We start from the raw sequence: 11,978 nt of genomic DNA on the forward strand, positions 1-11,978 counted from the left end.
TTAAAATTTAATGGTAAAACCAGCCATAAATGTTCGTGCCTGTGGGTATATCCCATTGTCCACCCCGGCAAATAGGGGGTTTCCGGAACCTACATCCGGGTCAAATCCCTGGTAGCGGGTTAGGGTTAGCAAGTTGTTGGCTGCCAGATAAAACCGGAAATAGTTCATTCCGATTTTTTGTGAAACCGGTCCAGGAAGGGTGTAACCTACCTGAACGTTTCGGAGCCGAAGAAAGGAGCCGTCTTCAACATAGAAATCGGAGAAAACGGTATTCCGGGTGGCTCCGGTGGTGAGTCGTGGAAATTCATTGGTGCTGCCTGCGCCCGTCCAGCGATTCAGGTTGTACGCCAGCTGATTGGCGAAGGGCTGTTGCCTTTCGTAATTTCGGATAATTTCCTGGCCGAGGGCCGCATAGGCATTCGCACCGATATCAAAGCCTTTGTAATCCACCGACAAATTGAGCCCCATGGTCATGTCTGGAATGGGGGAACCCAGATCGGTACGGTCGCTATCGTCTCCAAAATTGATGATGCCGTCGCCATTTTGATCCACAAAGCGAAAATCTCCCGGTTGGGCCCCGGGTTGGTCCACGGGGTTGGAGGCAATTTCCTCGGTACTTTGGAAAATACCATCTGTTTGGTACCCAATAAAGTAGCCTACCGGAAAGCCTTTTTCAAACCTACTGGCCACGTTGCCTCCCACACTAAAGGGCGCTCCCGGAATGAATTCAAATCCCAGGGGAACGGCCGTCACTTCGTTTTTCAGAAGGGTGAGGTTGTAGTCCACGCTGAAATTGACTCCCTCGCTTCGGGCTGTGGCGTAGCCAAGCTCCAGTTCAATACCGCGGTTCATGACATCACCGGCGTTAATTACCGGTGGCGAACCGCCAGGACCATAAGCGCCCAACAGTGCGGACACATCCGGTTGAAACAACAGGTCTTTGGTGTTTTTGACAAAATAGTTAGCCGTAAAATCCAGGTTGCCAAAAAGAGAAAAGTCCAAGCCAATATTTGTTTGGTAGGTAGTTTCCCATTTGAGGTCCGGATTACTCGTGTTGCCAATCGCAGCACCGTTTACGATGAGGTCGTTAAACACGTAGGTAGCCGAGCCATTTAGCAGGCCACGGTAGCGAAACAGGCCGATCTGATCGTTTCCGGAGACACCAAAACTGGCTCGGAGTTTCATGAAATCAATGCCGTTTACATTAAAAAAGGGCTCGTCGGAAAGGACCCAGGCACCGGAAATGGCCGGAAAGTAGCCGATCCGATTGTTAGGGCCGAAATTGGTGGAGCCGTCCCTCCGTAGAATCGCGGAGAACAAGTACCGTTTTTTGTAATCGTACTCCGCCCGGACAAAGGCAGAAGTCAGGCGCTGCCGGCTTTGGAAGGAGCCTGTATTGTTCAGAAACCCACCCGGTGCCTGGTTTGCAGAAATGTCCGCAAAAGCCAGGTCATTATTGGGGATGTTAAACCCGGTACCGTTCAAGCCTTCGCTTCGGTTGCCCACCAGGGACAGGCCAACCATTCCTTTTACCCGATGTAGCTGGGCAAAAGTACGGTCGTAGTTTAAATAGGTTTCCAGGTTATAGTCCAGAAAGGTATTTCGTGACTCAAACACACTGGCACCCCGCTCAATCTCGAGTTCGCCCACATCTACCAATACCGGATCCAGATTGGCATTTCTGGCGCTATTCGCAAATTTGCCCGGACCGTACCAAACGAGCGGGTTAAATGCTTTGGCGTCCACCATCGCAAAATTGTACCCGGCCCTACCGGTCCAGGTAAATTGCTCGTTGATGGTGTATTCCAGCTCTTCCTTACCAACCAGCTTGTTAACGTAGTTGTTGTTGTAGGTGTTTTCCATCTGAGCCAGCGGATTGATAATGTCGTTTACATTTTCCAGATAGGAATAGCGGTCACCTACGCGAAGGGGTTCGGTAGGGTAGGCGTTCACGGTGTTGTAAAGTACCGAACCGATACCGCCTTGAGGCAGGCCACTACTTTCTTCGTGCGTGAAGAGTAATACGTTCGTAAATTTGAGTTTGGGAGCGACTTGGGTGGTGAAGTTTATTCGGGCATTGTACCGCTCAAAATTGGCTTTGGCACCTCCCACAATGCCGTCCTGGGCAAAGTAGCTTCCGCCAATGGAATAACTGGTTTTTTCGGAGCCTCCGGTCATGGTTAGGTTGTACTCCTGTATGGGCGCCTGTTGGAACACCGCATCCTGCCAATTGGTCCCTTCACCCAATTCTACGTTGGCAAAGGGCAGGGCCTGTCCTCCCGCAGCAAAGGCTTCGTTCTTTAAAATCGCATATTCCCGGGCATTCAGCAGGTCTAATTTTCTAGCGGTTTCCTGTACGCCGTAGTAGCCACTGAGATCCAGTTGCGGTTTGGATCCCAGCGTTCCCTTTTTGGTTTCGATCAAAATCACACCATTCGCAGCCCTGACGCCGTATATACCGGCGGTCCCATCTTTTAGTACATTGACCGATTCGATATCATTGGGGTTGAATGCGTTTAGACCCGCGGCGTCGTAAATCACGCCATCCACCAGGACGAGCGGATCGTTGTCTCCAAAGGTGCCAATACCCCGAATCCGGATGTTGGAAGTCCCGCCGGGCGCACCCGAATTGGTGGAAATGTTTACACCGGCGAGTTTACCTTGCAAGGCTTGGTCTACCCGGGGCATGTTCATTTTCTCGATGGCCTCACCTTTTACCTGAGACGTGGCGCCGGTCAATTCCCGTTTGGAGGAAGCGCCGTAGCCGATGACCACGACTTCATCGAGGTTGGATACATCTTCTTGCAAGGTTACCGAAAGATCGTTGCTGTTTTCGACGGTTAGTGTTTGGCTTTTAAAGCCGAGGTAGGAGAATTGAAGCTGTTCTCCCGGCTCTGCACGGATGGAGAAGTTTCCATCAATATCGGTGACCGTTCCCGAACTGGATCCCACTTTCAGGATGCTCACTCCCGGGAGCGGAAACCCTGTTTCATCGGTCACCTTCCCAATGATTTCATTGGACTGCGCCCAGCCGCTAAGGGACAGGAGCATGGTTACATAAAGTACAAAAACATGTTTCATATTATTTGGATTTATTTCGACGGCAATTTCGTACGCGTTTTTTAGTAACGAAAAAATATGGCTACATCAATAGTACTACAAGGCTCCTTTATTGTTTTCACAAAAACTCTACAGAATGGGTAAAAAAGCGTCTTAAAATTGAAATTGTGGCAGTTTTTGATTTTCACAGAACCTCAATATTTATAAAGGACTAGTACATCACTAAGAAAAAAGCTATATTCACTGATGGGATCAGGCTTGCTCCATACATGAACCACATTCTCGGCATACTTCTATTCCTAACAGGGGTTACATCCGGACTGTCTCAGTCGGTGGGCTTGCCCTTTTCCCGGTATTATTCCAGTCAGGAATACCAGGGGGGAATTCAGAATTATGCCATTACCCAGCATGCCAGCGGCCTACTGTATATTGCAAACAACTATGGATTACTCGTTTACGATGGCACCAGCTGGAGAAGATTTTCACTGCCCAACAGCACCAAGATTCGCCACGTGCAGGTGGACGAAACTGGTTCCGTGTATGTATCCGGACAGGGGGAATTTGGCGTCTTTTCGGCAGATAGGTTGGGGCAGCTTCGGTTTCAGTCCTTGAAAGACAGCTTGCCCGAAGCCCTGCAAAATCTGGAGGAAGTATGGAAAGTATACGTCGGTGAGGAGCGTCTCTTTTTCTGTTCAAGTAGCCATATTTTTATATTTGGTCGGGACCATGCATTTGTCCGGGCCATTGAAAGCGAACCTGGTTTTGATAGTTTTCATTTCAGTAACAACACCTTATTTGTTAACGAAAGAGGACATGGGCTGCAACAACTTCAGAACGGATCCTTTCAGGTAATCAACGGGAGTTTTGGAGACAAATTGGTAACGGGCCTGTTACCGCACGGGCAAGAAGGGCAGTTGATCTTCACCCGGGATAGTGGGGTGTACAGCAGTTCCGGTGAAAGGCTCGAAACCTGGCAGGCCATCCGAAGTCGTACGATCAACGCTGCCTTGCGGCTACGAAACGGGAGTATCGCAATAGCCACGCAATTGGATGGGCTGTACCTCATGGATCGAAATGGAACCGTACTACTCAAGATGAACCGGGAGAACGGATTGAATAACAGCTCTATCATTTCCCTCTTTGAAGATTTGTCCGGCAACCTTTGGCTGGGCCATAACAACGGTCTGAGCCTGATTCAGCTTAGCCTTCCGTTTACGAAAATTGACCAGTTTTCAGGGCTTAGCGGTACGGGCTATCACGCGCTGGCAGACCAGGGTACCGTCTATTTTGGCACCAACAACGGGGTCTTCGTCAGTGAAACTGGTAAGGATTCCGGTGTGAGACGCGTCCCAAATTCTACCGGGCAGGTGTATCAACTTAAGCGCCTACAGGGAAAGGTTTTGGTCGCGCATAATGACGGGGCTTTTGTGCTGAAGGAAGGAGTTGCGGAACGCATTGAGGGTCCAGAGGGAATTTGGAATTTTCAGTCCCTAAGAAATCATCCCAATTTGCTCCTGTCCGGTAGCTACTTTGGTCTGCACCTTTTTGAGGTGGATGAAAATACGATCCGGTATCGGAAAAAGATTGCCGGTTTCGATGAATCCAGCCGCATCATTGAGCAGGACGAAAAGGGAAATATCTGGGTTGCACACGGATACAAAGGCCTGTTTAAGCTGCAATTGGACGAAGGACTGGACCTGTTGCAAGTGGATTATTTCGGATCCGAGCAAGGTCTGCCTACCGATCTTCTCAACAATGTCTGGAAGGTCAACAACCGACTAGTATTTACCACGGAAGGGGGAATATTTAAATTCAACGATACGCGTAATTCCTTTGAACGAGATCCGTTTTTTGCCGATTATTTTGATTCGGGTAGTTTGATCCATTTCATGGCAGAAGACCAGATGGGTAATATTTATTTCATTGGCGAAACGGAAACCGGAGTGCTGGAACGAAAAGTAGATGGCAGCTATAGCAAGCATTTTCAGGAATTCAATCCCCTGCTACCGCTGCTCAATGACGACTTGCAGAACATCGCTCCCATGCGGGGTAATGAAGTGCTTTTTGCTGCCAATGAAGGCTTTGTTCGGTTTAGCCTGAATGACAACACCTTTTCCCCGCCGGTTTTCCCAACCTTAATCCGGGCGGCCTACCTTACCGGTGCTTCCGATTCGCTCATTTTCGGGGGCAATGTAGGCGCGCACCTCGATACGAATCCGGTCGTCATTCCGTACCGGCAAGCCAATCTCCGCGTTGAAAGCAGCAACCCTACGCCCAATAATGAGAAGGATTTACGGTACCAATATTGGTTGGAAGGCTTTGAAACGGATTTTGGCGAATGGGTGCCGCAGCGGGAAAAAGCGTATACAAACCTTAGAGAAGGAAATTACACCTTTCACGTTCGCAGTAAAAATCTGTTTGGGGTAATCAGTCCGGAGGCTACTTATTCCTTTCAGGTGTTGCCTCCCTGGTACCGGAGCCGCATGGCCTATTTGATGTATTTTTTCCTGTTGGCCCTACTTAGCTTTGTCCTTTACCGAGGCACGGAAAAAAGGTTTCAGCGGAAGACGCAGCAACTAAAAACCGCCTCACAGGAAGCCATCGAGGCGAAGGAGTCGGAGTTAAAGGTAAGCCGAAAGGAAGTGGAACGACTCAAGACGGAAAGGTTAAAGCAGGAAATTAAAATCCGCGACAAGGAGCTGGCCGCTGCCACCATGCATCTCCTAAACAAGAACGGGTTTATCGATCAGATGCGGAATAACCTGAATGCCATTACAAAAAAAAGCAAAAACCAGGAAGTGAAGGCCGAAATCCAGCGTGTGATCAAGACCATCGAAAAAAACATTGCCGAAGATCGGGATTGGGAGCAGTTTGAAATCCATTTTGACCAGGTGCACGGAGATTTTATGAGCCGGTTCAAAAAAGCGTACGAAAACCTGAGTCCCCAAGAGATCAAGTTGAGCGCGTACCTGCACATGAATCTTTCCACCAAGGAAATAGCTTACCTGATGAATATTTCTGTCCGGGGCGTGGAAATTGCCCGGTACCGACTCCGCAAAAAGCTGAATATGGAGCGAAGCGATAACCTGCAGGAATACATTCTTAAATTTTAGGGTGGCATGCGAAAACAGGGGAATTTTCCGTGTATGCTAAAATTAGCTTGACGATTTTTTGTACCACTCCGCCCTTTTATTTATATGCCCTGCTTTTTTTATATAGTCGGAAACAAATACCGTGATCCCGATTTTTGGGTTTAAAAAAAGTTAATGCGCGCAATGAGCGCACAGGATTCGCGACGGGAAGGGCCGGGACTATCGTCGATTTCCGGTTACCGACCAGCCGGGCGTGAAGGCTAGATGTAGCCAATCCGCTGGATTCCTAACCCCTCATCGGTCCAAAATACGAAATCCTGTGGGTAGGAGAATTTCTTACAAAGCCATCATCAACCCGATCGTCGCTACCGGCAAACCTTGTGCGAACTTTTCCTGAAAACGCCGTGCGTACCCCCCTATTCCGCCGTTGCTACTGTTGCCTTTGGTTGTCTGTAACTTTCTTACGTATTTCTCCGCAACGGATAATCAGGGGAGCACATCCACAATGATTCGCTTGTATCGGGTAAGGGCGGGGACGCCATCGTCGGTCACTTCCAAGATCAGGTGTAGCTCGCCGGTTTTACCCGGCTGCGGAACGACAAAATGGGCCAGGGGTTGGTCGGCATCGGTGATGGTCAGCGGAGTAGCCGTGCGGCCGTTGGAAAGGGTAAATTCTCCTGGCTCTCCATACAGGTACCAGCGAAAATGCAGGTTGTCTCCATCGGGATCAGTGCTTGAGGCCGCGTTCAGCTCAATCCGATCGCCAACCGTTGCCTCCATGCGCTCCTCCATGTCCAACCGGGGTACCGGAGGGTGGTTGGCTTCCGAATAGCTTTTGATGGTCCAATCCATTCTGGCAGAAAAGTCGTTTTGAAAAGCCTGCCTCCATCGGAAGATGGTGGCTTTGTTGCTGGTGTGCCAGGCCCCGTCCGCGCCCAGTACCTCATCCATGGCATCGGTCCAGAGCGGGCGGGTTTCGGGTTCGGAAAACCAGGACTCCATTCGCGGCTGGTAATGTTCATAGCGTCCGCCCCAGCTGCCCCAATCGGGACGCTCCGGATTGCCCAGGCCATTGGGAATCAGGTACAAGAAGCTTGGCGAATCTCCTTCCATCAAATATTCGGTAATGGGGTATTCGGCACCCAGGGGTCCCTTGCTTCGAATGTGTTCGTCCAGCCAGGGATTGTCTACGATTTCAAAGTCTCCCCCAGCAAACCTGCCGTGAAACTTGTCTCCGCTGATGCCGGACCAGGTACCAAAATGATAGGCTCCCAGGCTGTGTACACCGGGGCTGACGATGTAAAACAAGTCCGGAAAGTTTTTTCGTAGCCAGGGACCACTGTCGTCCTGATCGGAAATCGCATACACGCGTAGCTTGGCGACGAAGCGACGGAGGGCGTCAGGAGAACGGGTCCGCCGCACCTTCCAAAGGGCCTGTGCCAGGCAATTGGAGCCACCCCAGACAAGTACCCATAGGGGTCGTGGATCGGACTGGTCCACGGTTTGGATGATCCAATCGGAGCCCGGGGAATCCATCCCCGGCCCAACCACTTGCATCCCGTACCTGGCTTTGCCTTCTTTTACCAAAGACCGCAGGTAGCTCGCCTCCGGGTAGCCCTTCTCGTGTTGCTCCAGGTTGTCCCGAACTTTTTCATAGGCATCCAAAATCTCCAGAATGCGCCAGGCTGCTGTTTTATTGGGTTGGTGGCGGGAGGTGGTCGCTACCAGCCCGGCCACGTCCCATTGGTTGGCATAGGTCAGGAAGCGGACCAGGGACTGGGCATCGTCGGGTTCATTTTCAATGTCGGTAAGTACAAGGACCCGGTTTTTTACCAGGGTTTCCTGGGCGGTTAGCGTGCCGGTTAGGAGGAGGAAGGTACTGGTCAGGAAATAGATCAATAGCGTTTTCATTCCGACAATTTATTAAAATTTTGCCAATCCGGGTTGCTGCTTTTGTTTTGTTTGTTTTTACTTTTGAGTAACCCGCCGCCCATAGCCGTGGGAACAACGTTTGTAACGACCCAAAATAAACCACTGTATGCCTTTTGTTTTTCGATTACCGGGCTTAGTGCTCTGCCTGTTCTTTTTGTTTTCTGGTTCGCTTTTGCCTGCCCAGGAGGTGAAGCACCGGATTCTGGTGAGTACGGATGTAGGAGGGACCGATCCGGACGATTTCCAATCGCTGATTCATTTGTTTATGTATGCAGATCAGGTAGCCATCGAAGGGCTGGTCTCGTCGCCTTTTGGAGCGGGAAGAAAATCAGCGATTTTGGACATGATCGATTTGTACGAGCGAGATTTTCCCCGGCTTGCTGCTCGGGCGAAGGGCTTCCCGTCTCCCGACTACCTGCGGGAGGTGTCGAAACAGGGAGCACTGGAAAGCGCACCGTATGCAGGCTATGCCCAGTTAACCGAGGGCTCGGACTGGATTATCCGCTGTGCCCGGAAGCAAACCGAGCAGCCCTTGTGGGTGTTGGTTTGGGGAGGCCTGGAAGACCTGGCCCAGGCACTGCACGACGCTCCCGATATTGCAGATAAAATTCGTGTTTACTGGATCGGCGGTCCCAACAAAAAGTGGAGCGTCAACAGCTATGCGTACATCGCCCAAAACCACCCGGACCTGTGGATGATCGAAGCCAATGCCACGTATCGGGGCTGGTTCATGGACCCGGAAGCTCCCGCTCATCTCAAAGGAGATGCCTATTATGCCCGTTACATCCAGGGTAAAGGTGCGATGGGAGAAGCATTTAAGAACTATTACGGGGGTCGAATCAAAATGGGAGACACACCATCCCTGGCCTACCTGCTGCATGGAAGTCCTGCCGAACCGGAGGGCGAAAGCTGGGGCGGAAGTTTCGTACGGATCGACCGTAGTTCCCGACAGGTGTTTGCCGGAGCCAGCAGCGCTGCGGATACCGTAGCGGCCTACGCTACCCTGGAATGGCGGTTTGAAGGGCCGGAGCTAGCCATACCTGCCGACAGCACCTGCTTTCGTATGGAGATTTTGGGCCAGGTTTGGCCGGGCTATTACCTGGGTCAGGGGGTTTACGGCATCCGGTATTCCCCCAAGCGAGCCGAAACGGCTAGCTACAAAACGGAAAGTGGGTTTCCCCAACTAAATGGATTGCAAGGCGGCTACACGAGTACCAATCCCTGGCCGGGCGAAGCCTCCGCTACCGATATGGCGCTTGGGGAGCATTGGTACAGTGACCGTCCGAACCCGGCTCTGTTTATCGAAGACCAGCAAGGGGCGCAAACCATTGCCAAATTCCGGGAGGAGTTTTTACTCGACTGGGCCAACCGATGGGATTGGCTGTCCGAGTAGGCGACCATCCCTGCAGCAGCTTAGATTGGCCAGGGGTCCGGATACGATGGGACTGAATGGGGCAGGACGGAATGGTCCAGGCAATCCCTCAACTCCTGGCTGATCTCTTCCCGATTTAAATCCTGCCCGATGATTACCAATTCATTCATACGGTCGCCCCAGGTGGTATCCCATTTTTTCTCGATTTCGATGCGGTTTTCCAGGAACTGCGGATGGAGCAGCCGCTCCTGCGGGGTCGAGGCAGCCAACCATCGGCCAAAGACCTCGGCTTTTAAGGAACCTCCGGCCTGGCTCCAGATGAGGGCTTGATCGGGCCGGGAAGCCAGCCAAAAAAGGCCTTTGCTACGAATGATGCCGGCAGGCCAACGCTGGTTGACATACTGCCAGAACCGTTCCGGATGAAATGGACGGGGATCCCGGAAAACGAAGGAGCTAATGCCGTATTCTTCCGTTTCCGGCAGGTGTTCGTTGTTTAGCTCCTTGATCCATCCGGCGGACTGCTCCGCCCGATCGTAGTCAAACAGCTTGGTGTGAAGAATCTCTTTCGGGTCCACCTGTCCGTAGGAGCTGCGAATGATTCGGGCTTCCGGGTTAAGTTTGCGCAGCATGCCTTCCAGCAACCTCAATCGCTCCTCCGACACCAGGTCGGTTTTGTTGAGCAGGATCACGTTGGCAAATTCAATCTGATCGGTCAATAGGTTAACGATTGAGCGCTGATCCTGACTGTCGCCGGTCATCCCGCGGTCCACAATGGTATCTGCGCTCCCAAAATCAGTGAAGAAATTGTAGGCATCGACCACCGTAACCATGGTATCCAGTTGGCTAACTTCACTCAAGTCGAGCAGCTCTTCACCGGATGCAAATGAAAAAGTCTGGGCTACCGGTATGGGCTCGGAAATTCCGGTGCTTTCGATAAGCAGGTAGTCAAAGGTATTTTGCCGGGCCAGTTTTTGCACCTCCAGCATCAGGTCTTCCCGCAGGGTGCAACAAATGCATCCATTGCTCATTTCCACCAGTTTTTCGTCGGTTCGGGAAAGGCTGATTTCATTCGTTACCAGTTGACTATCTACGTTGAGTTCGCTCATATCGTTGACGATCAGGGCTACCTTCAAGCCTTGTCGGTTATGCAATACGTGCTTGAGTACGGTGGTTTTCCCCGCGCCGAGGAATCCGCTGAGCACCGTTACGGGTAGTTTTTTTACGTTTTTCATGGGTTCAATTGATTTTTTGGCAGGCGGCAAGAGGTCGCCGATTGCCGGATATGCTTCCAGTTGATCAGGTGTGCGAGCGCGATGCTCAAACCGCCTGCGCTGCTCAAGACTGGCTCTCCCCAGGCACTGTGGAAGTAATGACCGCTGCCAATGAGTAGAAATCCCCCGACAACCAGCCACAGAGGCCGAGTTTTCTGGTGGTATTTGCGATAGCCTTGTGCCATGGCAAGGGAAGCAAACAGAAAACTCAGCAAAATGACGGCCTGTTCGATCGCTGGATTATCCAGAAACCGAAGGCCTGTAAGCGGGGCCAGGCTTAGCAGTAAGGGAAGGGCTGCGCAATGTACGGCACATAGCAGGGAGGTGGTGAAACCGACAAAATCTAAATGGAATCCGATAAAATGACTTTTCATAGCAGTACGTCTCAACATGCAACAGGAATGCAAAACTACTGCTTTTTATTTAAAATGCAACAAAGTTGCGTTTATAGATTTGTAAAGGTAAGCGTGCTACTAAAAAAGGCGCTAGCACAGCGATCGGCAGGTAGTTGAGCGGGAATAGCAGCAGTTTTTTGGTTGGATTGGCTTGTTCGGCAGCAATCAACGGATGCAGGGCGAGAGAAGGAAGGGCAAGAAACCGAAGCGATCCCGATGTTTTTGTGCGGCTGCGAGGGTTAGTTATTTCAGGTAAAGGATGTTGGCCACGGGGCGCTCGCCCTCCGGATCAAAAGCCCGGTTATCGGAGGGGTGGTTGACCAGTCCGGTTTTTGTCGCTTCGTTGACAAACAGGCTGCTGCTTCCTCCGCCGTCCAGGTTCATAGCGTCCGATGCTCCCAGCCAGCGCAGGACCTTTGCGAGTTCATTTAGCCGCATTCCTTGTGCCAGGGCGTTTCTACCATCCACCACCAGAAGCAGGAGTTTTTTATCGCCTGTTAGTGCGACCGCGCTGCGGGGATGGCGGTTGTCATTGAACGAATTTTTCCGAAGGTCAATTGCTGTTCCTTGCTGGAGTAAAAGCGGGCCCGAAAGCAGCACATTTGGAAAAGCGCTATTTTGGTAGTCAAGCCCTTCGGTAGGCAGGATGGCGATGGATTTTTTTGAAAGCACTAGCAGGGCATTCGCCCGGTCGGTTTTTACCCGGGTGTTGTTGATGACCGTTCCCTTCACCTTGATGTAGTCGACGGCTCCTCCGTTTTTCATATCGAAGAAGCCCCCGTTGATTGCAACGATGGCCTGATTTTCAGCGGCGAATTGGCTGGTTTTTTTCAGTTGGCTAGCGTCTGCCGCGAGT

Annotated in this window: 7 protein-coding genes; 2 read left to right on the plus strand and 5 right to left on the minus strand. The window is 51.3% G+C overall.

Annotated features, from left to right (window positions below; genetic code table 11):
* Positions 1-3,081 (minus strand): SusC/RagA family TonB-linked outer membrane protein, encoded by a 3,081-nt coding sequence (locus GCU44_RS16600; RefSeq protein WP_154857847.1) that lies wholly within the window; start codon positions 3,079-3,081, stop codon positions 1-3.
* Between the two features lie 248 nt (positions 3,082-3,329).
* On the opposite strand from GCU44_RS16600, the gene GCU44_RS16605 reads away from it, so the two are divergent.
* Entirely contained in the window at positions 3,330-6,173 is a 2,844-nt protein-coding gene (locus tag GCU44_RS16605) for a triple tyrosine motif-containing protein (RefSeq protein WP_174238265.1), read from the plus strand.
* A 465-nt stretch (positions 6,174-6,638) separates the two neighbouring features.
* On the opposite strand, the gene GCU44_RS16610 is transcribed toward GCU44_RS16605, so the two are convergent.
* Positions 6,639-8,063 (minus strand): DUF1593 domain-containing protein, encoded by a 1,425-nt coding sequence (locus GCU44_RS16610; RefSeq protein WP_154857849.1) that lies wholly within the window; start codon positions 8,061-8,063, stop codon positions 6,639-6,641.
* 127 nt (positions 8,064-8,190) lie between these two features.
* On the opposite strand from GCU44_RS16610, the gene GCU44_RS16615 reads away from it, so the two are divergent.
* Positions 8,191-9,477, plus strand: a complete 1,287-nt coding sequence (locus tag GCU44_RS16615) for a nucleoside hydrolase-like domain-containing protein (protein WP_154857851.1) — start codon at positions 8,191-8,193, stop codon at positions 9,475-9,477.
* Positions 9,478-9,497: 20 nt separating this feature from the next.
* On the opposite strand, the gene GCU44_RS16620 is transcribed toward GCU44_RS16615, so the two are convergent.
* The 3 genes from GCU44_RS16620 to GCU44_RS16635 all read right to left on the minus strand — a co-directional run.
* Positions 9,498-10,688, minus strand: coding sequence for a GTP-binding protein (locus GCU44_RS16620; protein ID WP_154857853.1), 1,191 nt, complete (start codon positions 10,686-10,688; stop codon positions 9,498-9,500).
* A complete protein-coding gene (locus GCU44_RS16625; RefSeq protein WP_161993954.1) occupies positions 10,685-11,101 on the minus strand; it encodes a MerC domain-containing protein in 417 nt (138 codons plus the stop codon). The genes GCU44_RS16620 and GCU44_RS16625 overlap by 4 nt, the downstream gene beginning before the upstream one ends.
* A gap of 264 nt (positions 11,102-11,365) precedes the next feature.
* A partial coding sequence (locus GCU44_RS16635) for a phosphodiester glycosidase family protein (protein ID WP_154857857.1) occupies positions 11,366-11,978 on the minus strand: 613 nt, incomplete at its 5' end.

The sequence above is a fragment of the Cyclobacterium xiamenense genome, assembly GCF_009467825.1.
In the GTDB taxonomy this organism is placed as follows: domain Bacteria; phylum Bacteroidota; class Bacteroidia; order Cytophagales; family Cyclobacteriaceae; genus Cyclobacterium; species Cyclobacterium xiamenense.

What these genes read in the sequence shown, in the direction of transcription:
- GCU44_RS16600 (WP_154857847.1), bottom strand. Translation starts at nt 3,081, where the DNA reads ATGAAACATGTTTTTGTACTTTATGTAACCATGCTCCTGTCCCTTAGC.
- GCU44_RS16605 (WP_174238265.1), top strand. Translation starts at nt 3,330, where the DNA reads ATGAACCACATTCTCGGCATACTTCTATTCCTAACAGGGGTTACATCC.
- GCU44_RS16610 (WP_154857849.1), bottom strand. Translation starts at nt 8,063, where the DNA reads ATGAAAACGCTATTGATCTATTTCCTGACCAGTACCTTCCTCCTCCTA.
- GCU44_RS16615 (WP_154857851.1), top strand. Translation starts at nt 8,191, where the DNA reads ATGCCTTTTGTTTTTCGATTACCGGGCTTAGTGCTCTGCCTGTTCTTT.
- GCU44_RS16620 (WP_154857853.1), bottom strand. Translation starts at nt 10,688, where the DNA reads ATGAAAAACGTAAAAAAACTACCCGTAACGGTGCTCAGCGGATTCCTC.
- GCU44_RS16625 (WP_161993954.1), bottom strand. Translation starts at nt 11,101, where the DNA reads ATGAAAAGTCATTTTATCGGATTCCATTTAGATTTTGTCGGTTTCACC.